General features: G+C 60.1%; 25 protein-coding genes. 16 read left to right on the forward strand and 9 right to left on the reverse strand.

Annotated elements, in window-relative coordinates; genetic code table 11:
* The first annotated feature begins 121 nt into the window (after positions 1–121).
* The 4 genes from ACI3K0_RS12675 to ACI3K0_RS12690 all read left to right on the forward strand — a co-directional run bounded on the left by ACI3K0_RS12675 (position 122) and on the right by ACI3K0_RS12690 (position 3,883).
* Positions 122–1,021, forward strand: coding sequence for a DMT family transporter (locus ACI3K0_RS12675; protein ID WP_210297739.1), 900 nt, complete (start codon positions 122–124; stop codon positions 1,019–1,021).
* A gap of 12 nt (positions 1,022–1,033) precedes the next feature.
* Positions 1,034–2,242, forward strand: coding sequence for a TIGR03862 family flavoprotein (locus ACI3K0_RS12680; RefSeq protein ID WP_404945370.1), 1,209 nt, complete (start codon positions 1,034–1,036; stop codon positions 2,240–2,242).
* A 105-nt stretch (positions 2,243–2,347) separates the two neighbouring features.
* Positions 2,348–3,064 carry a YoaK family protein gene (locus ACI3K0_RS12685; protein ID WP_404945371.1) on the forward strand — a complete coding sequence of 239 codons (717 nt, stop codon included), beginning with the start codon at positions 2,348–2,350 and terminating at the stop codon, positions 3,062–3,064.
* Positions 3,065–3,094: 30 nt separating this feature from the next.
* Complete coding sequence (locus ACI3K0_RS12690) at positions 3,095–3,883, forward strand: YdcF family protein (RefSeq protein WP_183823969.1); 789 nt, start codon at positions 3,095–3,097, stop codon at positions 3,881–3,883.
* On the opposite strand, the gene ACI3K0_RS12695 is transcribed toward ACI3K0_RS12690, so the two are convergent.
* A complete protein-coding gene (locus ACI3K0_RS12695) occupies positions 3,884–4,312 on the reverse strand; it encodes a hypothetical protein (protein WP_148146304.1) in 429 nt (142 codons plus the stop codon). It lies immediately after the preceding gene.
* Between the two features lie 170 nt (positions 4,313–4,482).
* On the opposite strand from ACI3K0_RS12695, the gene ACI3K0_RS12700 reads away from it, so the two are divergent.
* The gene (locus tag ACI3K0_RS12700; protein WP_148146258.1) at positions 4,483–5,142 is read left to right on the forward strand and encodes a trimeric intracellular cation channel family protein; all 660 of its coding nucleotides are present in this window, start codon (positions 4,483–4,485) and stop codon (positions 5,140–5,142) included.
* A 61-nt stretch (positions 5,143–5,203) separates the two neighbouring features.
* Here ACI3K0_RS12700 and irrA read toward each other — a convergent pair whose 3' ends face one another.
* Entirely contained in the window at positions 5,204–5,620 is a 417-nt protein-coding gene (irrA, locus tag ACI3K0_RS12705; RefSeq protein ID WP_148146259.1) for an iron response transcriptional regulator IrrA, read from the reverse strand.
* A 291-nt stretch (positions 5,621–5,911) separates the two neighbouring features.
* On the opposite strand from irrA, the gene fabA reads away from it, so the two are divergent.
* From fabA to fabI, 3 genes are read left to right on the forward strand one after another with little or no spacing between them, the layout of a single operon-like run.
* On the forward strand, positions 5,912–6,427 hold the full coding sequence (gene fabA, locus ACI3K0_RS12710) for a 3-hydroxyacyl-[acyl-carrier-protein] dehydratase FabA (protein WP_148146260.1): 516 nt from the start codon (positions 5,912–5,914) through the stop codon (positions 6,425–6,427).
* Positions 6,428–6,472: 45 nt separating this feature from the next.
* The gene (gene fabB, locus ACI3K0_RS12715) at positions 6,473–7,696 is read left to right on the forward strand and encodes a beta-ketoacyl-ACP synthase I (protein WP_183823971.1); all 1,224 of its coding nucleotides are present in this window, start codon (positions 6,473–6,475) and stop codon (positions 7,694–7,696) included.
* A gap of 4 nt (positions 7,697–7,700) precedes the next feature.
* Complete coding sequence (gene fabI / locus ACI3K0_RS12720) at positions 7,701–8,507, forward strand: enoyl-ACP reductase FabI (protein WP_148146261.1); 807 nt, start codon at positions 7,701–7,703, stop codon at positions 8,505–8,507.
* A gap of 22 nt (positions 8,508–8,529) precedes the next feature.
* Here fabI and ACI3K0_RS12725 read toward each other — a convergent pair whose 3' ends face one another.
* The 7 genes from ACI3K0_RS12725 to ACI3K0_RS12755 form a co-directional block, all read right to left on the reverse strand.
* The gene (locus ACI3K0_RS12725) at positions 8,530–9,180 is read right to left on the reverse strand and encodes a tetratricopeptide repeat protein (protein ID WP_183823973.1); all 651 of its coding nucleotides are present in this window, start codon (positions 9,178–9,180) and stop codon (positions 8,530–8,532) included.
* A 96-nt stretch (positions 9,181–9,276) separates the two neighbouring features.
* The gene (locus ACI3K0_RS12730) at positions 9,277–10,284 is read right to left on the reverse strand and encodes a class I SAM-dependent methyltransferase (RefSeq protein WP_404945372.1); all 1,008 of its coding nucleotides are present in this window, start codon (positions 10,282–10,284) and stop codon (positions 9,277–9,279) included.
* Between the two features lie 97 nt (positions 10,285–10,381).
* Positions 10,382–12,517 carry a polyribonucleotide nucleotidyltransferase gene (pnp, locus tag ACI3K0_RS12735; RefSeq protein ID WP_183823977.1) on the reverse strand — a complete coding sequence of 712 codons (2,136 nt, stop codon included), beginning with the start codon at positions 12,515–12,517 and terminating at the stop codon, positions 10,382–10,384.
* Between the two features lie 295 nt (positions 12,518–12,812).
* Entirely contained in the window at positions 12,813–13,082 is a 270-nt protein-coding gene (gene rpsO, locus ACI3K0_RS12740; protein ID WP_112459048.1) for a 30S ribosomal protein S15, read from the reverse strand.
* Positions 13,083–13,239: 157 nt separating this feature from the next.
* Entirely contained in the window at positions 13,240–14,169 is a 930-nt protein-coding gene (truB, locus tag ACI3K0_RS12745) for a tRNA pseudouridine(55) synthase TruB (protein ID WP_148146265.1), read from the reverse strand.
* 17 nt (positions 14,170–14,186) lie between these two features.
* A complete protein-coding gene (gene rbfA / locus ACI3K0_RS12750) occupies positions 14,187–14,594 on the reverse strand; it encodes a 30S ribosome-binding factor RbfA (RefSeq protein ID WP_148146266.1) in 408 nt (135 codons plus the stop codon).
* Between the two features lie 191 nt (positions 14,595–14,785).
* Positions 14,786–16,495, reverse strand: coding sequence for a hypothetical protein (locus tag ACI3K0_RS12755; RefSeq protein WP_183823979.1), 1,710 nt, complete (start codon positions 16,493–16,495; stop codon positions 14,786–14,788).
* Between the two features lie 388 nt (positions 16,496–16,883).
* On the opposite strand from ACI3K0_RS12755, the gene ACI3K0_RS12760 reads away from it, so the two are divergent.
* From ACI3K0_RS12760 to ACI3K0_RS12795, 8 genes are all read left to right on the forward strand, one after another.
* Positions 16,884–17,177 carry a hypothetical protein gene (locus tag ACI3K0_RS12760; protein WP_148146268.1) on the forward strand — a complete coding sequence of 98 codons (294 nt, stop codon included), beginning with the start codon at positions 16,884–16,886 and terminating at the stop codon, positions 17,175–17,177.
* Complete coding sequence (locus ACI3K0_RS12765; RefSeq protein ID WP_148146269.1) at positions 17,174–17,542, forward strand: response regulator; 369 nt, start codon at positions 17,174–17,176, stop codon at positions 17,540–17,542. The genes ACI3K0_RS12760 and ACI3K0_RS12765 overlap by 4 nt, the downstream gene beginning before the upstream one ends.
* Positions 17,539–19,539, forward strand: coding sequence for a chemotaxis protein CheA (locus tag ACI3K0_RS12770; RefSeq protein WP_183823981.1), 2,001 nt, complete (start codon positions 17,539–17,541; stop codon positions 19,537–19,539). The genes ACI3K0_RS12765 and ACI3K0_RS12770 overlap by 4 nt, the downstream gene beginning before the upstream one ends.
* Entirely contained in the window at positions 19,536–20,051 is a 516-nt protein-coding gene (locus tag ACI3K0_RS12775; RefSeq protein ID WP_148146271.1) for a chemotaxis protein CheW, read from the forward strand. Before ACI3K0_RS12770 ends, ACI3K0_RS12775 begins: the two co-directional genes overlap by 4 nt.
* A 22-nt stretch (positions 20,052–20,073) precedes the next feature.
* On the forward strand, positions 20,074–21,756 hold the full coding sequence (locus ACI3K0_RS12780; RefSeq protein WP_148146272.1) for a methyl-accepting chemotaxis protein: 1,683 nt from the start codon (positions 20,074–20,076) through the stop codon (positions 21,754–21,756).
* 185 nt (positions 21,757–21,941) lie between these two features.
* Positions 21,942–23,744 (forward strand): methyl-accepting chemotaxis protein, encoded by a 1,803-nt coding sequence (locus tag ACI3K0_RS12785; protein ID WP_183823983.1) that lies wholly within the window; start codon positions 21,942–21,944, stop codon positions 23,742–23,744.
* Positions 23,745–23,747: 3 nt separating this feature from the next.
* The gene (locus tag ACI3K0_RS12790) at positions 23,748–24,236 is read left to right on the forward strand and encodes a chemotaxis protein CheW (protein WP_183823985.1); all 489 of its coding nucleotides are present in this window, start codon (positions 23,748–23,750) and stop codon (positions 24,234–24,236) included.
* Positions 24,233–25,105 carry a protein-glutamate O-methyltransferase CheR gene (locus ACI3K0_RS12795; RefSeq protein WP_183823987.1) on the forward strand — a complete coding sequence of 291 codons (873 nt, stop codon included), beginning with the start codon at positions 24,233–24,235 and terminating at the stop codon, positions 25,103–25,105. Before ACI3K0_RS12790 ends, ACI3K0_RS12795 begins: the two co-directional genes overlap by 4 nt.
* The last annotated feature ends 2 nt before the right edge of the window (positions 25,106–25,107 follow it).

A 25,107-nucleotide genomic window follows, 5' to 3' on the forward strand; every position in this document is an offset into this window, starting at 1 on the left:
CCTCTACACGCCGGTCCGGTATGATGCGTTTGCGGCATGGGAGTGCGCAAGCGGCGCTTGTGACGATTGGAAGCCGGGATTAACGTCCCGGTTTTCTTTCATTCCTGCCGGGGCCACAATCATGTCCAGCGAAGACCGCCAGTATCGCCTCGGCGTGATCTATGTCGGCCTGTCGGCGCTGGCCTGGTCTTTGTCGGGCCTGTTCATGCGTGCGATCGAGACGGATCTTCCGACGATCATATTTCTGCGCGGGCTGGTCTCGGGCACGGCGACGCTGCTGTTCTTCTTCTATCTGGAACGGGACCGCGCCTGGCCGATCCTGAAGGCAATTCGCTGGCCGACGATCCTCGCCACCCTGTTTTCCGCCGGCAGCATGATTTCCGGTCTCGGCTCCATCTACTACACCTCGGTTGCCGATGCGATGGTCATCTATGCGACCGTGCCCTTCGTCACCGCCGGCGTCGCCTTCCTGGTGATCGGCGAAAAGGCCGGCCGCTCGACGCTGATCGCCAGTACTCTCGCCTTCGCCGGCGTCGCCGTCATGCTGACGGATGCCGGCGGTGGCGGATCGATGCTCGGCAAGGGACTGGCGGGCATCATGACGCTGACGGTCGCAGCACTTGCCGTCATCATGCGCCAACACCGTGATGTGCCGATGCTGCCGGCCATGGCGTTTTCCGCCTATCTCTGCTCGGCCGTCACCTTCTGGTTCGCCAGCCCCGGCACCGCCACCGGGCAGGATATGACGCTGATCTTCCTGTTCGGCATCATGCAGAACGCGCTTGGCCTCATTCTCTACACGTTTGGTGCTCGCCGCATTCCGGCGGCGGATGCCAGCCTCATCATTGCGCTGGAAGTGCCGCTCACGCCGCTTTGGGTGTGGATGTTCATGGCCGAAATACCACCACAGGCCACTCTGATCGGCGGCCCCATTGTGCTTGTCGCGCTCTTCGGGCACATCTTCGTCGAATTTAGACGCAGCCGCGGGCCACTTCCCGCAGCACCACAGCAAAGCCTCTGACTGACTGAGCCCATGACCAAGACAATCGCAATCATCGGCGGCGGCCCGGCCGGGCTTGCGGCGGCGGAACAGCTTTCCGCGGCTGGTCTTGCCGTGACTGTCTACGACGCGATGCCAACCTTCGCGCGCAAATTCCTGCTGGCCGGCAAGTCGGGGCTGAACATCACCCATTCGGAGGATTTTTCCGGTTTTGCCGAACGTTTCGGCCAAGCCTCGCCTCGCCTGCGCCCGGCGCTCAATGCGTTTACGCCGGATGATGTGCGCCGATGGGCGGCGGAGCTCGGCACGGAAACGTTCGTCGGCACATCCGGCCGGGTTTTCCCGACGGTGATGAAAGCCTCTCCGCTGCTGCGCGCATGGCTGAAACGGCTGGAAGCCCAGGGTGTCACACTCAAGACCCGGCACCGCTGGACCGGCTTTGATGCAGACGGATATTGCTTCGCGACACCGGATGGCGAAGTCACCATCCGGCCCGACGCCACGCTTCTGGCCCTCGGCGGCGCGAGCTGGCCGCGGCTTGGCTCAGACGCCGCCTGGGTGCCGTGGCTAAAGGATCAGGGCATAGCCGTTCGCGACCTGCAGCCGGCCAATTGCGGCTTCGATGTCGGCTGGAGCGAAATCTTCGTCGAGCGCTTCGCCGGGGCACCGCTTAAATCTGTCTCCACCACATCTGATGCCGGCACCTATCCGGGCGAATTCGTCATCTCGAAACACGGGATTGAGGGCAGTCTCGTCTATGCCCATTCGGCCGCACTGCGCGACCGGGTTCTGCGTGACGGGAAGGCCACGCTTACCGTCGATCTGATGCCGGGCCGAACGCAGGATCGCCTCGCCCGCGATCTTGCCAGACAGGATGCCAAGGCGAGCTTTTCCAACCGGCTGCGCAAGGGGGCCGGACTGGATGGCGTGAAGGCCTCGCTCCTGCGCGAACTGTCTCCGAATGCCAATCGTCTGACGCCGGAACAACTTACCGAGTTAATCAAGGCATTGCCGATCCCGGTTTTGCGCCCCCGCCCGATTGCCGAGGCAATCTCGTCGGCTGGCGGTATTGCCTGGAGCGACATCGACGAGCGCTACATGCTGAAATCCTGCCCCGGATTGTTCGCAGCCGGTGAAATGATCGACTGGGAAGCGCCGACCGGCGGATACCTGCTCACCGCCTGCCTTGCTACCGGTCGCGCGGCCGCACGCGGCATTCGGGACTGGCTGTCGGACAGTTAGTTTGGACAGGACTGCGACCCTTTCTGCCGCTATTGTCATGGATCAATGCCGTGAAGCCGTTTTGCGGCAGATTGCCCGGAAATACACCCCAACCACGCTCGTCAGATGACACGCCAGAGACGTCGACACATCATCCGCAAACGGCGGACCACAACCGGTTTGGCGCTTGTGGCTGCGGTTTCCTTCATTGCCGGCATGACAGATGCGATCGGCCTCATCCTCTCCGGCGATTTCGTCTCCTTCATGAGCGGCAACACAACGCGCGCGGCAATATCCGTTGCCGATGGTGACTATAGCCACGCACTGACCCTGTTCGGCGCGATATGGGTCTTCATTCTTGGCAATGCGCTCGGCATCGTGCTTGCCCACCGTGTCTCGGCGCGGCGCGCCTTCGTGGTGCTGTCGACCGTGGCAATCCTGCTTGCAGGCGCCTCGGTACTGCCGGCGGATTACCTGCGCGTGCAATTCTATCTGGTCGTGCTGTCCATGGGTCTGATCAACGCGACCGTTGAGCAGATCGAAGGCCTGCCGATCGGGCTGACCTATATTACCGGCGCACTCTCCCGCTTCGGCCGCGGGATCGGGCGATGGATGATCGGCGATCGCAATCCGCGCGGCTGGCTGATCCAGACCGTGCCATGGACCGGCATGGCGGCCGGAGCGGTGACCGGAGCCTTCATTACCCATTCCATGGGCAAGGATGCACTGTCTGTCGTCGCCATGCTGACGATTGTCGTCGCGCTCGCCACAAGGGCGCTGCCACGCCCGCTTCACCTGCATTTCCAGCAGCCGATCGTTCACCGCCGCCGCGACGCGCTGTAAACTGCGCGCGAATCGAATTCGCGAGCGTCCATGTTTCTTCTCTCCAAATTGTTCTGGGTTTTCGCCCAACCGCTTTCCATCGCCTTCCTGCTAGCGACGCTAGCGGCAGCACTTGCCTTCGTCGGCTGGCGAAGGCTTTCCGGCCTCTCGGCATGTCTTGCGGCGCTTGTGCTTTTCATCACGCTGTTCACGACAACGGGTGTGGTGGCATTGCAGGTTCTCGAAGCACGGTTTGAAAGACAAGCAAAGGATCTTGCCGAGGTCTCGTGCATGATCATCCTCGGCGGCGCCTTCGACAACGAGATCAACACGGCGCGGGGCGGCATGGAGCTCAACCAGTCGGCCGACCGCTTCGTCGAGGCCCTGAGGCTTGCTCGCAACTACCCTGAAGCACGCATCCTGATTTCAGGCGGTGACGGGTCGATCAGCGGCACTTTCGAGGGCGAGGCGCAGACGGCGGAACGCTTCTTCTCGGCCTTCGGCATTTCTCCCGAGCGGCTGATCAAGGAAAACACGTCGCGCACGACCTACGAGAACAGCCTCAACACAGCCGAACTCTTGAAAGCTCAGGGGTTGGAAAACTGCCTGCTGATCACCTCGGCCTTTCACATGCCGCGCTCGGTCGGGCTGTTCGCCAAGGCCGGTATCACGATCACGCCTTGGCCGGTCGATTATCGCACCAGCGGCGTAGTGGGACTTGGCCTGGACTTTACCCAGCCGGCGCTCAACGCCCAGATCACCACGACTGCCGCGCGGGAGTGGATGAGCCTTGCCGCCTATTATCTGACGGGCCGGATCGGCTCGTTCTTGCCGCGATAGCTATTTCTTGGAGATCGTGACGAATTTCGTTCCGCGAACGCGAACACGCATTTCGCAAGGTACCGCATCGGTACGCTCGCAGAAACGCGGATGCATTTTGAACATGAAGACCATGTTGCCAAAATACTGGACGAAATCGTAGCCATAGACCTGGGCGGTGGCGATCATGATGTAACCGCCCTCCTTGGCCTGGACATAGAAATTCTGCGGGCAGCCATCCTGATTGCATCTTGGTCCGCGAACGCCGTCACAGGTCATGTCGCTGTGATCGATAACGACATCGGTAATATTGTCGTTGTTAATATCGAAGCGCTTGACGAAATTCGGCCCGAAATCGACCGTCTTGCAGCTTTTCCTGAAGAACCCCTTTTCGAACATTTCCGGATCTTGCAGCAGCTGTTGCTGGGCCGATGCCATCACGGGCATCATCACCAGAAGGGCAATGGCTTGGATTATCGCGACAAAATGCTTCTTCACGGCGTTCACCACAGGCAAATTGATCTGTTTATGACGCTGCAGCACGAATTACGTATATGCAGGACACGAATTATTGTCCTCAACCATTAGCCCCGAGCACTTGCGCGACGCTGGAGAATGACATGCCGCTGCTGATGATACTCGATTATATGGGCGTTGCGGTATTTGCAGCAACCGGCGCGCTTGCCGCCTCGCGCAAGGAACTCGATCTCATCGGCTTCCTTTTCTTTGCCGCGGTGACCGGATCGGGCGGAGGAACCGTGCGTGATCTGATCCTCGGTCGCCCGGTGTTCTGGGTCATCGATCCGATCTACATTCTCATCTGCGTCGCGACCGGCGCATTCGTTTATTTCACCGCCTATTACGTGGAATCGCGTTACAAGCTGCTTTTGTGGCTGGATGCGATCGGCCTTGCCGCCTACTGCGTGCTCGGCGCCGCCAAGGGCATGGCCGCAACCGGATCGCCAACGATTGCGATCGTCACCGGCGTGATGACCGCGACCCTGGGCGGCGTGTTACGCGACGTTCTGGCAAACGAGCCCTCGGTACTGTTGCGTCCGGAGATCTACATCACATCCGCGCTTGCTGGCGCTGCAACCTTTACAGCCGTACACGCCATGGGCCAGCCGCTTTTCGTCAGCGCCGGCTGCGGTGTGGTGATTTCCTTTGCGCTCCGCGGCGGCGCGCTCCACTACGGCTGGACCCTGCCGCGCTACATGTCGCGTCCAGGCCGGCCTCCCGAAGAGGCTCTGAAGTCAAGCAAAAGGAAAAAACGCCGCTAGAGCTGCCTCAATGCAATTTCAGCAAAACGGGTGCCCGGTTTTGCCGGGATGCCCTCAAGCGTCAGGAGCGCTTTTCGCGCAGGCGGATGACGACGTCCACATGGGCGATCTCCATGCCTTCCGGAGGTTCCGGCAGGTTGCCGATCTCCAGGTTGCCAACAGGAAGGTCCATGACCTCATTGCGGCCTTCGATGAAGAAATGGTGGTGGTCCGACGTGTTGGTGTCGAAATAGGTCTTGGCGCCTTCGACGGCGAGAACGCGGATCAGGCCGGCTTCGGTAAATTGGTGAAGCGTGTTGTAGACGGTTGCCAATGATACCGGCACGCCTGCGATGATCGCTTCCTCGTGCAGTTCCTCGACCGTCAGGTGGCGGTCACCCTTGGCAAAAAGAAGATCGCCCAGCGCGACGCGCTGCCGTGTCGGCCGCAGGCCATGATGGCGCAACTTCACTTCGATTTCGGGTATGGCTTCTGCCATTCTGATCTGGAGCTCCTGCAACTCGCGATACTTCTCAAGTTTCGGATATAACTTTTGGCGGCTTGAGTTTCAACAGTTTCCCGCGTCGGATGCGCACGCAATGCCGCAAATATTCGGATTTTATGCCCGTCCCTCTGGTTTGCACGCTCCGGTTCCTATATGCGGACGTGACAAAATGATGTTCCAAGGCCCAATATCCCGGACCCGGAATGTTCAACGCTTCAATCATGGCTGTGCCTGAAACAGGGCTTGGCCCGCCTGACCTAGCGATCAAAGGGGATGCGGAATTCGATGACGACCAGACAATCCAGCTTCAATTACGAAGAAATTCTCGCCTGCGCACATGGTGAGCTCTTCGGGCCGGGTAACGCGCAATTGCCGCTGCCGCCGATGCTGATGGTCCACCGTATCACCGATATTTCAGAGACCGGCGGCGCTTTCGACAAGGGCTACATTCGCGCGGAATACGACGTGAAGCCTGACGACTGGTACTTCCCCTGCCATTTCGAAGGCAACCCGATCATGCCGGGCTGCCTCGGCCTCGACGGCATGTGGCAGCTGACCGGCTTCTTCCTCGGCTGGCTGGGCGAAGAAGGCCGCGGCATGGCGCTTTCGACCGGCGAAGTGAAGTTCAAGGGCATGATCCGCCCGACCACCAAGCTTCTCGAATTCGGCATCGACTTCAAGCGCGTCATGAAAGGCCGGCTCGTGCTCGGCACCGCTGACGGCTGGCTGAAGGCCGATGGAGAAACTATCTATCAGGCAACCGACCTTCGCGTCGGCCTGTCCAAGGACAAGACGGCCTGAGGCAAACTCAAGGCCAACTGACGGAAACAACAAGGGTTACAGCAAATGAGACGGGTAGTTGTCACGGGCCTCGGTATCGTGTCCTCGATCGGTAACGACGCAGGCGAAGTCACCGAATCCTTGAGGGCTGCGAAATCCGGCATCTCCTTTTCTCCCGATTTCGCGGAGCACGGCTTCAAGTGCCAGGTCTGGGGAAAGCCGAATATCGACACGACGGAACTCGTCGATCGCCGCGCCATGCGCTTTCTTAGCCAGGGCGGCGCCTGGAACCATGTCGCGATGAAGCAGGCGCTGGCAGACAGCGGCCTGGAAGAAAAAGATTATGCCGAAAACGAGCGTGCCGGCATCATCATGGGTTCGGGCGGTCCTTCTACCCGCACGCTGATCGAAGCCGCCGACATCACGCTCAAGAACAACAGCCCGAAGCGTATCGGCCCGTTCGCCGTGCCGAAGGCGATGTCCTCCACGGCATCGGCAACGCTTGCCACATGGTTCAAGATCCACGGCGTCAACTACTCGATCTCGTCGGCCTGCTCGACCTCGGCACATTGCATCGGCAATGCTGCTGAAATGATCCAGTGGGGCAAGCAGGACATCATGTTCGCCGGCGGCCACGAAGATCTCGACTGGACCATGTCGAACCTGTTCGACGCGATGGGCGCCATGTCTTCGAAGTATAACGATAACGCAGCCAATGCCTCGCGCGCCTATGACGCCGATCGCGACGGTTTCGTCATCGCCGGCGGTGCAGGCGTGCTGGTTCTCGAAGAGCTGGAACATGCCAAGGCTCGTGGCGCCAAGATCTATGCCGAAATCACCGGTTACGGCGCAACGTCGGACGGCTACGACATGGTCGCTCCGTCGGGCGAAGGCGCGATCCGCTGCATGCGCCAGGCACTGTCAACGGTGAAGGGCGAAGTCGATTACATCAACACCCACGGCACCTCGACGCCGGTAGGCGACTCGAAGGAAATCGGTGCGATCCGCGAAGTCTTCAAGGACAAGATCCCGCATATCCAGTCGACCAAGTCGCTGACCGGCCATTCGCTCGGTGCTGCCGGCGTGCAGGAATCGATCTACGGCCTTCTGATGATGCAGGCCGGCTTCATCGGCGAAAGCGCGCATATCCAGAACCTCGATCCCGAATTCGACGGCGTGCCGATCGTGCGCAAGCGCATCGACAATGCCAAGATCGACACGGTTCTGTCGAACTCGTTCGGTTTCGGCGGCACCAACGCAACGCTCGTATTCCAGCGCTACAACGGATAAACCCATGACGGGTATCATGCAGGGGAAGCGCGGCCTCATCATGGGGGTCGCGAACAACCATTCGATCGCCTGGGGCATTGCAAAAGCCTTGTCCGCCCAGGGCGCGGAACTGGCCTTCACCTATCAGGGTGAGGCCTTGGGCAAGCGGGTAAGGCCGCTTGCGACAGAAATCGGCTCCGATTTCGTCATCCCCTGCGACGTTGAAGACTTGCACTCGGTCGACGCGACCTTCGCGGCGATCAGAGAGCGCTGGGGCTCCTTCGATTTCCTCGTTCATGCGATCGGCTTTTCCGACAAGAACGAGCTGAAGGGCCTTTATGCCGACACCACGCGCGAAAACTTTTCCCGCACAATGGTGATTTCCTGCTTTTCCTTCACCGAGATTGCCAAGCGGGCGGTCGAGCTGATGCCTAACGGCGGCTCGCTGCTGACGCTGACCTATAACGGCTCGCAACGCGTCATTCCCAATTATAACGTCATGGGCGTCGCCAAGGCTGCTCTAGAGGCCTCGGTGCGCTATCTGGCGGCCGACTACGGCCCGCGTGACATCCGCGTCAACACGATCTCCGCCGGCCCCGTGCGCACGCTTGCCGGAGCGGGTATTTCGGATGCCCGTGCGATCTATTCCTGGAACCGGGAAAACGCCCCCTTACGCCGTACCGCTACGATCGAGGATATCGGCGGCTCTGCGCTTTATCTCCTCTCCGACCTTTCGCGCGGCGTGACCGGCGAAGTGCATTACGTGGATGCCGGCTACAGCATCACCTCGCTGCCGACCCTCGACAAGCTGCGCCGGGCCGACACCGAGTAAGCCAAGCTTCTCGTATTGCGTTCTAAGGCTTGAGATCAATCCGTTTGAGCTCCTCAGCGGCTTGGGCGTTCCCCGCCTCTGCGGCCTCTTTCAGCAACAATTTGGCTCTCTTCGGATCTTCCGCTTCGATTAGCTGCGCCAGCTTCCATTTAGCCCAGTGATCATTTGTCTTCGGCAGGCTGCGCTCAAAATAGCGGCGCGCAAGCGCGACATCCTTCTTGATGCCCTCGCCATCGGCAAGCATGAAGGCCAGCATGTGATAGCCCCAGATATTGTCGTTTTCGGCCGCGACGCGATACCAGATGGCGGCGATTGCGGGATCGGCTGCGACAGCGATGCCCTTCTGGTAACACCAGCCGACCTTGAGCTGGCCATGCTTGTCGTTCCTGGCCGCCGCCTTCATGTACCACTGAAATGCCTGTATCGGGTCGGGAGCGAGGCCTTGGCCGTTTTCGAAGATCTCACCGAGCTTGTAGGCGGCGGCTATATTGCCCTTGTCTGCGGCAAGCCGGAAATAGTGGGCAGCAAGCCTCTGGTCGGCCGGACCCGCCGCCTTGCGTCCCTGATGCATCTCGGCGGCGTTATACCATTCCCAGGTGATACGCGCGGAATCAGAGAAGGCCGCATTCGTGGCGGCAAGCCATATAACAATAACCGCGATCAACCGTTTCATTCACGCGCCCCACACCACCGAATGCAACCTTAATTTGCATTCGGTGAATTAGGCAAGGGATGGAAACGATCGAGCTTTCTCGAAGCGCCTTGGCGGCTACTTCTTGCCCCACATGACCTTGAATTTCGAGTTACGGCAGGTTTCGCCGTATTCGCGGAAGGCTTCGGCGAGCACCGGCTCGTAAGGCAGGCCGCGATTGGCGACCATCATCAGGCGACCGCCCTGCTTGAGCGCGGCAGCGGCGGTGCGGATCATCGTGCGACCCAGTTCCGGATCGGCAGCCTGCGCTTCGTGGAAGGGCGGGTTCATGATGACCATGTCATACTTCTCCTTCGGCGGCTCGGCTCCGAGATCCTGCCAGAAGAAGCGTGCCTGCAGATCGGGGCAATTATGCGCAAGGTTCTTCTTGGCGAATTCGAGCGCCCGATAATCGGCCTCGAACAGGTCGATGCGGTTCACGCGCGGCGACTTTTCCGCCAGCATCACCGAGAGATAACCCCAGCCCGCTCCAAAGTCGGCAACATTGCCGTCGAAATCGGTCGGGAAGCGGCTTGCGAGCAGCTCGGAGCCCGCATCAACGCGATCATGGCTGAACATGCCCGGAGCCGCCTGGAAGCGCCCCTCGACTGTTACAGCGGTCTTCTTCAACGCCTTGATCGCATCGCTTGCGTCTTCCGGCCGTGCGAACCAGATGGCGACACCGTGATATTTCGGTGCGTAGTCGAGAATGATGCCGAGTTTTAGCAGCATGGTGCGGATCGGCTGGATGCCGTCTTCCTTGCCGCCAGCAACCACGATCAGGCCGCCGACCTTTACGCGCGCCAGAGCTTCCGCAATGCGGTTCTCGTTGTCACCGCGATGCTTGCCGCACAGAACCAGCGCACCGTCATAATCCTCGCCCTCTGCTTCAGGAAAGGCGTCGTTGCGCAGGGCGCGGAACAGCGGGCGGAACGGCTGTACGGAGGTGATTTCCGCGTCAAAGCCTTCCGGCCTTGCATTGCCGGCCTCGGCGCCGAGAAAGATCACCCGCTCGCCTTCGCCGGGCATGGGTACGGCATCGGTAACGAAGGGATGGAAGAGAGTTTTCAGGGCGTCGCGGCTCATGGATGCGGACCTTAAGTGAGTAGTGTGTGCGTCTACGAATAAAGAAAAGGCGCGGAAGAAGAAACTTCCGCGCCCCTGATTTCAATCAAGCGAAAGCTTATTCGGCGGCTGCGTCGCCGTCGGCCTTCTTGATTTCCTCGCCGGTGGCCTGGTCGACGACCTTCATCGAGAGACGAACCTTGCCGCGCTCGTCGAAGCCCATCAGCTTGACCCAGACCTTGTCGCCTTCCTTGACGACGTCAGAGGTCTTGGCAACTCGCTCGGAAGCGAGCTGCGAAATGTGGACCAGACCGTCGCGGGCGCCGAAGAAGTTGACGAAGGCGCCGAAATCGGCGGTCTTCACAACGGTGCCTTCGTAGATCACGCCGACTTCCGGCTCGGCAACGATCGAGTGGATCCACTTGCGGGCCGCTTCGATTTCCTTGCCCGACGAAGATGCGATCTTCACGGTGCCGTCGTCTTCGATGTTGATCTTGGCGCCGGTCTTTTCGACGATTTCGCGGATGACCTTGCCGCCCGAACCGATGACTTCACGGATCTTGTCGACCGGGATGTTCATCACTTCGATGCGCGGTGCGAATTCGCCGAGCTGCGAACGGCCTTCGGAGATGGCATTGGCCATTTCGCCGAGAATGTGGGTACGACCGCCCTGTGCCTGGGCAAGTGCGACCTTCATGATCTCTTCGGTGATACCGGCGATCTTGATGTCCATCTGCAGCGAGGTGATGCCGTCGGCGGTACCTGCAACCTTGAAGTCCATGTCGCCGAGGTGGTCTTCGTCGCCGAGGATGTCGGAGAGAACGGCAAAGCGTTCACCTTCGAGGATCAGGCCCATGGCGATACCGGCAACCGGCTTTGCCAAAGGAACGCCGGCGTCCATCAGAGCGAGCGAGGTGCCGCAGACGGTTGCCATCGAGGACGAGCCGTTCGACTCGGTGATCTCGGAGACGACGCGCAGCGTGTAGGGGAACTGTTCAGCCGAAGGAAGCATCGGGCGGATAGCGCGCCATGCGAGCTTGCCGTGACCGATTTCGCGGCGGCCCGGGGAGCCCATGCGGCCGGTTTCACCAACGGAATAGGGCGGGAAGTTGTAATGGAGCAGGAAGCGCTCCTTGTACATGCCCGTGAGGCTATCGACATACTGTTCGTCTTCGCCGGTGCCGAGCGTGGCAACAACGATCGCCTGCGTTTCACCGCGGGTGAACAGAGCCGAACCGTGGGTGCGCGGCAGGAGGCCGACTTCCGAGACGATCGGGCGGACGGTGACGAGGTCACGGCCATCGATACGGCTCTTGGTGTCGAGAATGTTCCAGCGAACGATTTTCGCCTGCAGGTGCTTGAAGACGGAGCCGATGACTTCGGCAGTGTACTTCGGCTCTACGCCTTCCGGGAAGAAGTGAGCCTTGACCTTTGCCTTGACGGCGTCGACTGCAGCGTAACGATCAGCCTTCTGGGTGATCTTGTAGCCTTCGCGCAGCTCGGCTTCGAACAGCTTGAGCATTTCGGCTTCGAGTTCGGAATAGTCTTCCGGCTGGAAGTCGCGGGGTTCCTTGGCAGCCACTTCAGCGAGCTTGATGATCGCGTCGATGACCGGCTGGAAACCCTTGTGGCCGAACATGACGGCGCCGAGCATGACGTCTTCGTTCAGTTCCTTGGCTTCCGATTCAACCATCAGGACGGCGTCCTGGGTGCCGGCGACGACGAGGTCAAGAACCGATTCTTCCATCTCGTCGAGATGCGGGTTCAGGACATATTCGCCGTTGATGTAGCCGACGCGTGCGCCGCCGACCGGGCCCATGAAGGGAACGCCGGACAGGGTAAGCGCTGCAGAGGTTGCAACCATGGACAGGATGTCCGGGTTGTTCTCGAGGTCATGCTGGACGACGGTAACGACGACCTGGGTGTCGTTCTTGTAGCCTTCCGGGAAGAGTGGACGGATCGGGCGGTCGATCAGGCGCGAAACCAGCGTTTCGTTTTCCGACGGACGACCTTCGCGCTTGAAGTAGCCACCCGGGATCTTGCCGGCGGCATAGGTCTTTTCCTGGTAGTTGACGGTCAGCGGGAAGAAGTCCTGGCCCGGCTTCGGCGCCTTGGCCGAAACGACAGTGGCGAGAACGACGGTTTCGCCGTAGGTAGCGAGAACGGCGCCGTCAGCCTGGCGGGCGATCTTGCCCGTTTCCAGCTTCAGCGTACGGCCGGCCCATTCGATTTCGACGGAGTGGGTATTGAACATATATTGTCCTTCAACGCGGGAAACGGCGTCTCGCCCCGGCTTTTCCAGCTAAGGGGCGGCAACACACTTCACCGCAGTCATTGCGACACATCACGGGCAAGACAACGAGAGGCTTTTTGAACTGACCGAAGCCGTTTTCGGCTCCGGTCAAAAGCATCCTGCAATCCTGCCCCATGACAGGTCTGGTTTTGGTGGCGAAACCGGCCCATCCGGGTCCGCCTCAGTCTGGCACCCCAAAAGGGGCCGAAATAGCGATCCGGCGGGTTCTTCCGAGGAGGAACCCGCCGAGAACTTGTTAGCGGCGCACGCCCAGGCTGGTGATCAGCTTGGTGTAACGGGCTTCGTCCTTCTTCTTCAGGTAGTCGAGAAGCGAACGGCGGCTCGAAACCATGGTCAGAAGGCCACGACGGGAGTGGTTGTCCTTCTTGTGACCCTTGAAGTGTTCCGTCAGATTGTTGATCCGCTCGGTAAGGATGGCAACCTGGACTTCCGGAGAACCGGTATCGCCTTCGACGGTTGCGTATTCCTTGATGAGTTCGGCCTTGCGTTCTGCAGTGATCGACATCGTCTGATCCTTTATAGTGGAGAGGAAATAGGGTCGCCAAAGGCCGGGATGTCGTCCAGCCTTGGCCGTGAATGCAAAGTGTTGCCCGAAGGCAGCCCTTTGGCTGGCGCTGCCTATAGACCATTCAAGCTCTAATTGGAAGAGGTGCCACGCCGGATCAGCCGAACACGCGCTTCGGGCGGAACTCGCCCTGGCCGATCTCGCCGATGGCGATCAGCTTGCCGCGGACGGTGGCATAGGCTTCCGGCTCTTCGACGGGCACGTCGCGGCCGCGCAGGATGATCGGATTGCCCATCTTGATGCGGTGCGCCTGTTCTTCCGTCACCGGCAGATGCGGCAATGAGGAGAGCGCCTCGGCGGTATCGATCAGATAGGCGTCGAGAGCGGCAAGCCGCTCGTCGCGGTCCTCGATCTCTTCCAGCGCCACCAGATCGGCAAGCGGCACCATCTTGTCCTCGCCGAAGGGCGCGACGAAGGTGCGGCGGAGATTGGAAATATGACCGTAGCAGCCGAGTTCGCGGCCGAAATCGCGGGCAAGCGAGCGCACATAGGTGCCCTTGCCGCATTCGACCTCGAAATGCGCCTCGTTCTGCGTCACGCCAAGCAGCGTCAGACGGAATATTTCGACTTCGCGGGCCGGGATTTCGACGGTCTCGCCGTCACGGGCGAGATCATAAGCGCGCTCGCCGGCGATCTTGATTGCCGAAAACTGTGGCGGGATTTGTTGAATGACGCCGGTATAGTTCGGCAACAGATCGCGGATCGCCTGTTCGGCCGGGCGCGTGTCGGAGGAAGCCGTCACCTCGCCTTCCAGATCGTCGGTCGAGCGTTCCTCTCCCCAGGTCACGGTGAATTCGTAGATCTTGCGACCGTCCATGACGTAAGGCACGGTTTTCGTCGCATCGCCCAGCGCAATCGGCAGCATGCCGGAGGCAAGCGGATCGAGCGTGCCGGCGTGACCGGCCTTCTGGGCGTTGAGCAGCCACTTGATCTTGGACACGGCTTCGGTCGAACCGAAGTCCACCGGCTTGTCGAGGATAAGCCAGCCGGAAACCGCCCGGCCCTTGGGTTTGCGTGGTTTGGACATGCGTTCTCTTTAGTAGATTATTCTTTGTCTTCGTCTGTCGCACCAAGATCCCGCTGGACCTCGGGCGAACGCAGGAGCTCATCGATCTTCTTGTAGTTGTCGAAGCTGGTATCGTCGCGGAAGCGGACTTCCGGCATGTATTTCATCTGCCGAAGCTGGCCGCCGAGCCGGCCGCGAATGAATTTCGCGTTACGGTTCAACGCTGCAATCACGGCCTCATGGTCTGGAAGACCGAGCGGCGTTACATACGCGGTCGCAATCTTCAGGTCGGGTGACATGCGCACTTCCGAAACGGAGATAACGGTCTTTTCGAGCAGGTCGTCGCGCACTTCGCCGCGCTGCAGGACCTGGGTGATGGCGGCGCGAACCTGTTCGCCAACGCGAAGCATGCGCTGGGACGGCGCCGAAGATGTAGCCTTTGCCATGTCTTGTTCTCTTTGCTAACGCCGCCGGGGTTCGTCCCGCCAGGGTGAGACCCTTGGGCGCCTTTTCAATCAAGGGCGTCAAATGACCCAGAGCCGGCCAAAGGTCAAGGCGCAGGTGCCGATAAATCGCGCCCCGCCACCGCAGGACGCAGGTTGTATCCCTCAGAGACGGATGACGAGGTCAGGCCTTATTAGAACAGGGCGTCGTCGATATCGTCGTCGCTCATGACAGCCGCAACAACGGCCGCTTCGACAGGAGGCGCGGTGCCCAGAACAGCCGCATGCAGTTCACGTTCGGAAACCATGGTGTAAAGCTTGCCGATGCGGGCGCCGAGATCGGCAAGTACCGGTTCCAGGTCGGCGGAGAGTTCGGCCGCCTCGACCATCGATATCTCGTCGGCGCAATTGCGCAGCACTTCGCCGAGTTCCGCCTTGAAATTAAGGCGCGACAAGGAGTGTTCCATCTGATCGATGGCGACGCCGCTCTGCTCGCTCAGCCCATCCATTTCTGCATCCATCCGATCGCCGACGTCGCGGATGCTCTGCATTGCCCTTGCCAGCCGATCGTCCAGCAGTTCCTGGCTATCGCCTTCATGACCGATATTCAGTTTGTCGGAAGCCGTTTCCAGGGTCTTCAGCTCGGCCAGCACCTTCTCTGCCGTTTCGTCCAGCTGTGCCGCAAAATTGCGCAGTTCGGCAGTGACGACATTGAGTGCCTTGCCGTGTTCGCCGATCTTGCCGCAGCGCAAATTGGTGTTCAGCGCCATATAATGAATGTCGGTGCGTACCAGTTGGAGCAGACCGACACCATTGATCAGTTCGCGAACCGTGGTTCCGGTCGAGCGGCTGAGTTCGCCCGCCTCCAGCGCCACTGCCTCGATTTCCTGGACAGCCTCGCGCGCTACGCCGACATTGGCTTCAAGCCGGCGCATCGCGTTATCGCCGCCGCCTTCGGTCATCATCCGGCGCAAACCATCAATCTCCCCGAGATCGGAACGGAAGCTTGCTACGGTCTCGACGATCGTCATCGTATCGCGATCGAAATCGTCGATTGACTGGCTGAGCTGCAGAGCGACAAGATTGGTGATGATTGACGACAGGTTTTCCCGGTCGGCCGGCGCCAGCATTCCGGCCTCAGTTTCAAGGTAACCGTCGAGAAGCGTCAAGGTGCTCTGGCAGTGTTCGATGCGCTGGCGGGTGATATCGCCGATCTGCATGGCAGATAGAACGGAAGCCAGCTTGCCCTGAATGCCGGCCGCGATCTGGCGCACGCGCGCCGCGCGCTCGACCAGTACTTTCTGCTGAGCGCTGATCTCGGCGCCCCCGGTCGAAAGACCGGTCACGATGCCCGGAATGGTCGCTTCATAACGCTCAACCGTTGCGGCGCCGCGCTCCATGACCGAACCCAGGCCCAAACCGAGAGACTTCAACTTGTCGCCGAACTCGTTCACCTGCCTTGTCCCGGTCTGGATGCGTTCGAGAATTTCTTCAGCGAAACCTGCGAAATCAGGAATGCCCGCGCCGGTGATCTTGGCTGTCACCGCAAAGGTGCGCAGGTAGCGCATGGTTTCCTGCATATCCGCCACATGCGGTCGCAGATTGCGTTCCGCCCCGGAAATATCGACAAAACCGGCCTGACGCGCGGTCTCGATTGCGCTGAGTTCGGAAAGCCGGCCGACGGTTTGCTGCAATTCGGCCATGGTGGCATTGGCCGTTTCCTCGTCGAGCGATCCGGTAATCTGGTCGAGCGATCCGATCAGCTTGTTGAGAACGTCGAGAACGGAAAGAAGTGCTGCCCCCCCGTCGAGAAAGCGCTCTTCGATACGGGACCTCGCGGTCTCCATTCGCTCAACAAGACCAGAAACCGAGGCCGAGCCTTCATAAGGCTCAGCTCTGTTCACCAAAACTGCCGCAACTGCCACTTCGGCCACCCTTCACGTTCTGCCGGGGTTTTCCACCCTTATCGGCAACGATTTGCCCTGTTCATTATGGGACAACTCTCCGCCGGCAGTGAAAGCCGGGCACGGGTTGTCCTCACATGCAAGCAATCTGCCCCGGCGACAGTTAACCGGGTCAAAACACCCCTTTGGTTTCAGTGCTCGTGGTTAATTTTCGGGAGATATGAACATTAGCTAAACGCTAATTGTGACTAATGCACATGAAAACTCACTGGCACCAATTAACCTCTGGTTAAGCATAGTGTCTCAAATTTGGCAGACCATTTCAGCACATTCTAAGGCTTTTGGAGTAGGTATGGATATTGCCAGTCAAAATGAAGCATGCCTCCGCTTGCCCGAAAATCTGACGGTCCGGGCTATCGTGCCCATACGCGAGGATATGCTGAAATTCATCGATGCACACGAGGCCGCCAAGATCGAGCTTTCGGATGAGGTGCAGGTCGATATCAGCTTCATTCAGATGGTCGAGGCCGCCCGCGTTTATGCCGGGACGGCTGGCAAGATCATCACGCTTGCGCAGCCGGCAAGCGGTGTACTTCTCGAAACGCTCCGCAGAAGCGGCTTCCTGGAAGGCATGTCGGACGACGACGCGAAATTCTGGCTTCATCAAGGGAAAATTCAATGAGTGCCAACATCCTGACCGTCGATGACTCGGCGAGCATTCGCCTGACCACGAGGGTCGCGCTGACCAATGCCGGCTACCAGGTTACGGAAGCCGTCGACGGGGTCGATGGCATTGCCAAGCTGAATGCAGGGCAGTTCGATCTGGTCATCACCGACCTCAACATGCCCAATATGGACGGCCTGACGATGATCCGGGAATTGCGCAAGCTGCCCGCACATATGGGTGTGCCCGTCATCTTCCTCACCACCGAGTCCGACGGTGAAATCAAGCAGCAGGCCAAGGCTGCCGGTGCAACGGGCTGGCTCACCAAGCCCTTCGACCCGGAAAGCCTGGTCAAGATCGCCAGGAAGGTGCTCGGCAAATGAGCTTCCCTGATCCTATCGCGGTATTCAGAACAGAAGCAGCCGAGCTTCTGGAACAGATCGAGGCAGGGCTTCTCGATCTCAATGTGAATCTCGGCGACAAGGATCAGGTCGACGCGGTCTTCCGCGGCCTCCATACGCTCAAGGGCTCCGGTGCCATGTTCGGCTTCGAGGCGCTTGCGGCCTTTACCCACCATTGCGAAACGGCCTTCGACCGGGTGCGCAAGGGCGAGGTTCCGGCAACCCATGCGCTCGTTACCGCCGTTCTCGAAGCCAAGGATCACATGCGCGCGCTGGTGGAGACACCTGCCGGCGATCATGAAGCAGTGAGCGAGGTACTGCTTGCCAATCTGCGCCACGCCGTCGACGGCAGCGGCGATCCGGCAGCAGCATCTGTTTCTGCGGCTCCAGCCAAGACACTGTTCAAGATCCGTTTCAGCCTGCCGCAGAATGCCATGGCCAACGGCACCAATCCGCTGCCGCTGCTCGACGAGCTGCGCGATCTCGGAACCTGCCGCATTGTCGCCGACCGTTCCGGCATTCCCGCGCTCGATGAACTCGTGCCGACCGACCTGCATGTTTCCTGGGATGTCGAGCTTCTGACCGATCAGCCGCGTTCCGCGATCGATGACGTGTTCATCTTCGTCATGGACGATATGGAACTGGCCGTCGAAGAGATCGCAGTTGCGGCACAAACGCCAACTGTCGCAGCACCGGCACCTGTTGCAGCGGCTGCGCCCGTCGCGGCCGAACCGGTTGCTTCCGCACCACCGACAGCCGCGGCAACAACGGCACCGCCTCCGGGCGACGCCAAGGCCGCCAAGGCGAATGAAAATGTCCGCGTTCCGGCCGAAAAGCTCGACGAACTGATGGACCGGGTCGGTGAATTGGTGATTGCCCAGTCGCGACTCTCTCAGCTGGCAGGCGGCAGCGGCGATCTCACGCTTCGTGCCGTGTCCGAAGACGTCGAACGTCTTTCCGGCGAGCTGCGCGACACGATGATGGTCCTGCGCATGGTGCCGGTTACGCATCTGTTCAGCCGCTTCCGCCGCCTGGTCCACGATCTGGCGAACGAAACCGGCAAGAGGATCGAACTTGTCACCGAGGGCGAAACCACGGAAGTAGACAAGAGCGTCATCGAACGCTTGGCAGATCCACTGGTGCATCTGGTCCGCAATTCCTGTGACCACGGTCTCGAGACACCGGAAGATCGACTTGCAGCGGGCAAGACAGAAGCCGGCCATATCCACTTGTCCGCCCGCCAGCAGGCCGGCGAAGTGATTATCACGATCAAGGATGACGGTCGCGGCATCAACAAGGAGCGGGTTCGCGCCAAGGCGGAATCCTCCGGTCTCATAGCCGCCAATGCCAGCCTCAGCGATCAGGAACTCTACCAGCTGATCTTCCAGCCGGGCTTTTCGACAGCGAGCCAGGTCACCAACCTGTCGGGCCGCGGCGTCGGCATGGACGTGGTAAAGCGCACCATCGACGCGCTCCGCGGCACGATCAATGTCGTCAGCCGTCCGGGAGAAGGTTCGGAGATTTCGCTCGCCATCCCGCTGACGCTTGCCATCATTGACGGCCTGCTCGTGCGTGTCGGAAACGGCCGCTACGTCATCCCGCTTTCGGCGGTCGAGGAATGCCTCGAGCTCTCGATCGAGGAAGACATGCGCTCTCGCGGTCGCAGCTTCATCTCTCTGCGCGACAGCCTCGTTCCCTTCCTTCGCCTGCGCGATCTATTCCGCACAAACACGACGCCCGATCCCTTCCAGAAGGTGGTCGTCATATCCACCGGTTCGGAACGCGTCGGCCTGGTCGTCGACCAGATCATCGGCGACCATCAGACGGTCATCAAGGGCATGTCGAAGCTTCACCATGACGTGGCGACCTTCTCAGGCGCCACCATTCTAGGCGACGGCGATGTCGCTCTTATTCTCGATGTCGGCCACCTCGTCGCCGAGGGCCAGCAGCAGGAGGCGCATCTGCGCGCAGCCGGATGAACCAAGCCTTAGCAAAACTTTCGGAAGATCTGTGGGAAGGACGCGACGAACTCGAGGTGCTTACCTTCGAGATCGCCGGCGAAACCTTCGCGCTCGAAGCCTTCATCGTTCAGGAAATCCTTGATCTCTTGCCGGAAACCAGTGTTCCGGGCGCCAAGGCCTTTGTCGGTGCCGTGATCAACTTCCGCGGCAAGGTCATTCCGCTTGCCGATATCCGCCTCGCTTTCGGCATGGAGGCGACGAAGCCGACCATCGACAGCCGGATCATCGTCATCGAGATCGAAATCGATGGGGAGCCGGTACTTGCAGGTATCCGCACAGACAAGGTGAATGAAGTCACCACGCTTTTGCAATCCGCCAGCGAACCGCCGCCAAGTGTGGGCATGCGCTGGCGCCCGGATTTCATCAACTGCCTCGTGAAGCGGGGAAGCGAATTCATCATCGTTCCCAATCTGCAGGTCATCTTTTCGGCCAGACACGAGCGTTCCGCAACCGCGCCGACCCACGGTTGATCATATTTGACGGAGATTACATATGCGTGCCTCGATCAAGTTAAAGCTCGCTTCGGCCTTCGGCTTCATTATCATGATGCTGATTGTGACTGCCGGTTATGGCATTTTCAGCCTCGGCAACCTCAACGATACTCTGGAACAGGTTATCCAGGGTCCGGCGACGCGTCTCAAGCTGACGCAGACGCTCAATGCCGAACAATTGCAGCAGCTTCGCCAGCAGAAAAACCTTCTGCTCGCTTCCACTCATGCTGACATGCAACGCTACATCGAAAGCAACGACGCGGCACGTAAGGCCTATGACGAAAGCTTTCAGATGATCCAGGCGCGCGCGACCGAGCAGGGCAAGGTCTACTGGGACAAACTTTCTGGCTTCACCGCAGAATTCCGCAAACAGGACGATCGCATCCGCGCCCTTATGCTGGCAGGCGACCAGACCGGTGCCAATCAGGTCTCCAGCAACGAAGCACGCGTAGTGATCAACCAGATCGACGCTCTTCTCGCAGAAGTCATCAAGCTTGAGGACAGCCGCCTTCAGGCCGCTGACGAACAGGCTGATGTCGACTATGCGCAGACCCGGATGATCATGATCTCGGTTGCTGCGGCGGCCTTTCTGATCGCAACGCTTGCCGCGCTTTGGATCGCGCTGAGCATCAACAAGGGTCTGCGCAACGCAGTCAGCGCGGTGCAGAACGTTGCCGAAGGCGATCTTACCCGCTTTGCGACAATTTCCAGCAAGGACGAGATCGGCGACCTGCTCACTTACGTCAACACGATGATCGAGCGCCTGCGCGGCGTGGTCGGTGATGCGCTGTCGGCCTCCGACAACGTCTCTTCGGGCAGCCAGGAACTTTCGGCAAGCTCCGAACAGCTTTCGCAGGGCGCGACCGAACAGGCATCCTCGGCCGAAGAAGCCTCCGCCTCGATGGAAGAGATGGCTGCCAATATCAAGCAGAACGCCGACAACGCTGCCCAGACGGAAAAGATCGCGCGTCAATCCTCAAGGGATGCAGAAGCCTCTGGTCAGGCCGTCAACCGTGCCGTCGGCGCGATGCGGACGATCGCCGAAAAGATTTCCATCGTTCAGGAAATCGCCCGTCAAACAGATCTTCTGGCCCTTAACGCCGCGGTCGAGGCTGCACGCGCCGGCGAACACGGCAAGGGCTTTGCGGTCGTTGCTTCGGAAGTGCGCAAGCTCGCCGAGCGTTCTCAGGCTGCCGCCGCTGAAATCAGCGCGCTTTCGGGTGATACCGTTCAGGTCGCAACCGAAGCCGGCGAAATGCTGAACCGCCTCGTTCCGGACATCCAGAAGACCGCTGAACTGGTCTCGGAAATCTCCGCCGCCTGCCGCGAGCAGGATATTGGTGCTTCGCAGATTAACGAAGCCATCCAGCAGCTCGACAAGGTGACCCAGCAGAATGCCGGCGCATCGGAAGAAATGTCGGCAACGTCGGAAGAGCTCGCCTCCCAGGCTGAAGAGCTTCAGGCATCGATCGCCTTCTTCCGCGTCGATCAGGCGGGCGCAAAACCGGCACCCAAACGGTCTGCCGCCCCTGCCCCGCGCGCTGCTGCAAAGCCCGCCTACCGGGCACCGGCTCAGAGCGGCCATTCCGTCCATGCTCAACAGGCCAAGGCCAAGGGCTTTGCGCTCGACATGTCGATGGGCGGCCCGGACGCGGACGACCAGCACTTCCGCGAAAGCGCTTGAGACAAATTAGCTGGTCCGGGCCGCCCTTGTGGCCCGGACCACCGCCGCCGTGTGTATGCGTCGACGTCAGACCGGTTTGAATTGAGGTTCCGGGGCGAATGTCTTGCCCGAATACCGATCCATTCAGCTTTCACCATCGAGGTTGAAAGCTCCACGTCGCCATCCATGCATATCGGGGTATTTCCTTGCGCTTCACCATCAAACTCAAGCTGGCCTTGTCTTTCGGACTGATGATTGTCCTTCTGGCATTGACCGCCGGTTACGGCATCTTCAGCCTCTCCAACCTCAACACCGCGATCTCTGAACTCATCGCGGGCCCCGCAAAGCGGCTCGAACATGCGCAGAATGTCGGCGCGCTGCAGCTGCGCATCGTCCGCGCCCAGATGAACATGGCCACAGCGACCACCTCCGCTGATGTCGACAGCTATCTCAAGGCCAGCGACACCAACCGTGTGAAATTCAAGGAAGAGATCGCATGGCTGATTGCAGCCGCAACTTCCGATGAAGGCCGCAAGTCCTGGCAGGATGTCGGCGATCTCGGTGACAAGCTGTTTGCGATCGATGACAAAATTCGCGAACTGGCTAAATCCGGCAACGGCGCCGAAGCAGTGCGGCTGGCGACGACCGAAGGTCGCTCAACGGTCGACGCGATCGAAGAGTTGGCAAATGCACGCGCCGATGCAAGCCGCGCGGCCATGCAGAAGGCCGATGCGGACACCAACGATCAGTATACAACAACCCGCAACTTCATCGTCGGCCTGGCCGCAATCGCACTGCTCATCGCAATCGTTGCAGCTCTGTGGATTGCACTCAGCATCAGCAACGGTCTGCGGAAGATCATGGGCGTTGCAGAGGCCGTTTCGATCGGCGATCTCAACCAGGACGTCCAGATCAAGTCCAACGATGAAATCCGCGATCTGGTCAACACCATCAACGTGATGACCGCCAATCTGCGCAATACGGCTGATATCGCCGACCAGATTGCCAATGGCAACCTGACCGTCACGCCGAAGCCGCTTTCCGACAAGGATACGCTCGGCATCGCACTCGAAAGCATGGTCCAGCGCCTGCGCGGCGTCGTGGCCGACGCGCTTGCCGCTGCCGACAACGTTTCGTCCGGTAGCCAGGAACTGTCCTCCAGCTCGGAACAGCTCTCGCAGGGTGCAACCGAGCAGGCATCGTCGGCCGAAGAGGCTTCCGCCTCGATGGAACAGATGGCCGCCAACATCAAGCAGAACGCCGATAACGCTGCCCAGACGGAAAAGATTGCCCGCCAGTCCTCCAAGGATGCAGAAGCATCCGGCGAGGCGGTGGCCCGTGCCGTCGGCGCGATGCGCACGATTGCCGAGAAGATTTCGATCGTACAGGAAATCGCCCGCCAGACCGACCTTCTCGCGCTGAATGCCGCCGTCGAAGCCGCGCGTGCCGGTGAACACGGCAAGGGTTTTGCCGTCGTCGCTTCGGAAGTCCGCAAGCTCGCCGAGCGTAGCCAGGCTGCCGCTGCCGAAATCAGCTCGCTCTCCGGCGAGACGGTGCAGACAGCTGCCGAAGCCGGCGACATGCTGAACAAGCTGGTGCCTGCGATCCACAAGACCGCCGAACTGGTTTCGGAAATCTCCGCCGCCTGCCGCGAGCAGGATATCGGTGCCAGCCAGATCAACGAAGCCATCCAGCAGCTCGACAAGGTGACCCAGCAAAACGCCGGCTCGTCGGAGGAAATGTCCTCGACCTCTGAAGAACTTGCTGCCCAGGCCGAAGAGCTGCAGGCCTCGATCTCCTTCTTCAAGGTCGATCAGGCCGGCTCCCGCACCCGCGCGGCACCGGCTGCCAAGGCACCGGCCTACAAGCCTGCCCCGCAGGCACAGCGGACGAGTGCCTCATCGGCGAACGGCATCAAGTCGCAACAGGCCCGCGCCAAGGGTTTTGCCCTCGACATGTCGATGGGTGGCCCCGATAGCGACGACGCCGATTTCCGGGAAAGCGCTTAAACCATGGCCGCATCATCTGAATCCCAGTTCGTAACTTTCAGTCTCGGCGAGGAGATCTTCGCCGTGCCTGTCGAGGTGGTGCGGGAAATCCTCGACCACGAGGACGCCTTCAAGATCCCGCACGGGCCGGATTATCTTCTCGGCCTGCGCGATGTCCGCGGACAGGGCGTGCCGATCATCGATCTTCGGATCCGGCTCGGCATGAGCCCGACCGCACGGACGCCGCATACGCGCATGCTGGTTCTCGACGTGCCGATCGGCGACAAGGTTCTGGCGCTCGGGCTGGTCGCCGATCGCGTCTATGAAGTCGTGCCGTTCCGGTCCGAGCAGATCGAAGATGCGCCGGATATCGGTATTCGCTGGCGATCAGACTATATCGCCGGCGTGGTGCGCAAGGATGGCGGCTTTGTCGTCATCATCGATCTCGCGCGGCTATTTTCCGATACCGGCCCGGCGCTTGCCGGCGTCGCGCCCAGATCACAGGTTGCATGACGGATCCCAGCGTGAACGCAGCATTAAAGACACAGCCACTGGACGATCAGCTCAGCAAGCGCAATTTCGAGGCGCTGTCGAAATTCATCTACAGCTACAGCGGCATCAAGATGCCGCTGAGCAAGTCCACCATGCTCGAAGGCCGGCTTCGCCGCCGGCTGCGGGTAACGGGCATCGCCACTTTCGACGACTATTGCGACTATCTCTTCAATCAGGGCGGCATCGAGCGCGAGGCCATCTACCTGATTGATGCGGTCACGACCAACAAGACAGACTTCTTCCGTGAGCCAAAGCATTTCGACTACATGCGGGATGTGGCGCTTGGCGATATCATGCGGCAGTTTTCCGAGCGACGACTCCGCATATGGAGTTCCGCCTGCTCGACGGGGGCTGAGCCCTACACGCTGGCCATGGTGATGTCCGATTACCTGCAATCGCAGGCGCCGGACCGGGACTATTTCATCCTGGCGACGGACCTTTCCACCGATGTGCTGCAGAAGGCGCAGAAGGGCATTTATTCGTCCGACATGATGGCGCCTGTACCGCCCGACATGATGCGCCGCTATGTCATGCGGGCGGCCAATGCGCATCGGCAGGAAATGCGGGTCGCGCCGATGCTGCGCCAGAAGGTCGGATTCGCCCGAATGAACCTGATGGACGCAAAGTATCCGATCGGCGATCCGATGCACATCATCTTCTGCCGCAACGTGCTGATCTATTTCGACAAACAGACCCAACAGCAGGTCCTGACCCGGCTATGCAACAGCCTGGTACCTGGCGGTTACCTGTTCATCGGTCATTCGGAAACCGTCAGCGGCTTCGATCTGCCCATCCGGCAGGTCGCCAACACAATCTTCAAGCGGATATAGGC

The sequence above is a fragment of the Rhizobium sp. ZW T2_16 genome (genome assembly GCF_044987325.1).
In the GTDB taxonomy this organism is placed as follows: Bacteria; Pseudomonadota; Alphaproteobacteria; order Rhizobiales; family Rhizobiaceae; genus Neorhizobium; species Neorhizobium cellulosilyticum.

What these genes read in the sequence shown, in the direction of transcription:
- rbfA (WP_148146266.1), bottom strand. Translation starts at nt 14,594, where the DNA reads ATGGCAAAGGCTACATCTTCGGCGCCGTCCCAGCGCATGCTTCGCGTT.
- rpsO (WP_112459048.1), bottom strand. Translation starts at nt 13,082, where the DNA reads ATGTCGATCACTGCAGAACGCAAGGCCGAACTCATCAAGGAATACGCA.
- truB (WP_148146265.1), bottom strand. Translation starts at nt 14,169, where the DNA reads ATGTCCAAACCACGCAAACCCAAGGGCCGGGCGGTTTCCGGCTGGCTT.
- ACI3K0_RS12765 (WP_148146269.1), top strand. Translation starts at nt 17,174, where the DNA reads ATGAGTGCCAACATCCTGACCGTCGATGACTCGGCGAGCATTCGCCTG.
- ACI3K0_RS12770 (WP_183823981.1), top strand. Translation starts at nt 17,539, where the DNA reads ATGAGCTTCCCTGATCCTATCGCGGTATTCAGAACAGAAGCAGCCGAG.
- fabA (WP_148146260.1), top strand. Translation starts at nt 5,912, where the DNA reads ATGACGACCAGACAATCCAGCTTCAATTACGAAGAAATTCTCGCCTGC.
- fabB (WP_183823971.1), top strand. Translation starts at nt 6,473, where the DNA reads ATGAGACGGGTAGTTGTCACGGGCCTCGGTATCGTGTCCTCGATCGGT.
- ACI3K0_RS12780 (WP_148146272.1), top strand. Translation starts at nt 20,074, where the DNA reads ATGCGTGCCTCGATCAAGTTAAAGCTCGCTTCGGCCTTCGGCTTCATT.
- fabI (WP_148146261.1), top strand. Translation starts at nt 7,701, where the DNA reads ATGACGGGTATCATGCAGGGGAAGCGCGGCCTCATCATGGGGGTCGCG.
- ACI3K0_RS12680 (WP_404945370.1), top strand. Translation starts at nt 1,034, where the DNA reads ATGACCAAGACAATCGCAATCATCGGCGGCGGCCCGGCCGGGCTTGCG.
- ACI3K0_RS12790 (WP_183823985.1), top strand. Translation starts at nt 23,748, where the DNA reads ATGGCCGCATCATCTGAATCCCAGTTCGTAACTTTCAGTCTCGGCGAG.
- ACI3K0_RS12775 (WP_148146271.1), top strand. Translation starts at nt 19,536, where the DNA reads ATGAACCAAGCCTTAGCAAAACTTTCGGAAGATCTGTGGGAAGGACGC.
- pnp (WP_183823977.1), bottom strand. Translation starts at nt 12,517, where the DNA reads ATGTTCAATACCCACTCCGTCGAAATCGAATGGGCCGGCCGTACGCTG.
- ACI3K0_RS12725 (WP_183823973.1), bottom strand. Translation starts at nt 9,180, where the DNA reads ATGAAACGGTTGATCGCGGTTATTGTTATATGGCTTGCCGCCACGAAT.
- ACI3K0_RS12695 (WP_148146304.1), bottom strand. Translation starts at nt 4,312, where the DNA reads ATGATGCCCGTGATGGCATCGGCCCAGCAACAGCTGCTGCAAGATCCG.
- ACI3K0_RS12690 (WP_183823969.1), top strand. Translation starts at nt 3,095, where the DNA reads ATGTTTCTTCTCTCCAAATTGTTCTGGGTTTTCGCCCAACCGCTTTCC.
- ACI3K0_RS12795 (WP_183823987.1), top strand. Translation starts at nt 24,233, where the DNA reads ATGACGGATCCCAGCGTGAACGCAGCATTAAAGACACAGCCACTGGAC.
- ACI3K0_RS12700 (WP_148146258.1), top strand. Translation starts at nt 4,483, where the DNA reads ATGCCGCTGCTGATGATACTCGATTATATGGGCGTTGCGGTATTTGCA.
- ACI3K0_RS12675 (WP_210297739.1), top strand. Translation starts at nt 122, where the DNA reads ATGTCCAGCGAAGACCGCCAGTATCGCCTCGGCGTGATCTATGTCGGC.
- ACI3K0_RS12730 (WP_404945372.1), bottom strand. Translation starts at nt 10,284, where the DNA reads ATGAGCCGCGACGCCCTGAAAACTCTCTTCCATCCCTTCGTTACCGAT.
- ACI3K0_RS12685 (WP_404945371.1), top strand. Translation starts at nt 2,348, where the DNA reads ATGACACGCCAGAGACGTCGACACATCATCCGCAAACGGCGGACCACA.
- irrA (WP_148146259.1), bottom strand. Translation starts at nt 5,620, where the DNA reads ATGGCAGAAGCCATACCCGAAATCGAAGTGAAGTTGCGCCATCATGGC.